The sequence below is a fragment of the Neisseria sp. P0021.S006 genome (genome assembly GCF_051956895.1).
This window is the reverse complement of the sequence record NZ_JBQCWZ010001293.1, coordinates 1-436: the sequence shown is the minus strand read 5'-3', so window position 1 is coordinate 436 and position 436 is coordinate 1. Positions and strand designations below refer to the sequence as shown.

Below are 436 nucleotides of genomic sequence, written 5' to 3'. Positions count from 1 at the left end.
ACTTGTGGGTTATCGAAGACTGCGCCCAAGCGCACGGTGCGAAATACAAAGGCAAATCCGTCGGCTCTATCGGCCACGTCGGTGCTTGGTCGTTCTGCCAAGACAAAATTATGACCACCGGCGGCGAAGGCGGCATGGTAACCACCAACGACAAAGAGCTGTGGAGCAAAATGTGGTCGTACAAAGACCACGGCAAAAGCTACGATGCCGTGTACAACCGCGAACACGCACCCGGCTTCCGCTGGTTGCACGAAAGCTTCGGCACCAACTGGCGCATGATGGAAATGCAGGCTGTCATCGGCCGCATCCAGCTCAAACGTATGCCCGAATGGACTGCCCGCCGTCAAGCGCACGCCGCCAAACTGGCTGAAAGCTTGGGCAAATTTGCCAGCATCCGTTTGGTCGAAGTGGCCGACTACATCGAACACGCGCAATA

1 protein-coding gene is annotated in these 436 nt (G+C 56.7%); it reads left to right on the top strand.

Translation table 11 applies throughout. From position 1 onward, the window contains the following. On the top strand, positions 1–436 hold a 436-nt coding region (locus ACTHUM_RS19950; RefSeq protein ID WP_440404000.1), incomplete at both ends, for a DegT/DnrJ/EryC1/StrS family aminotransferase.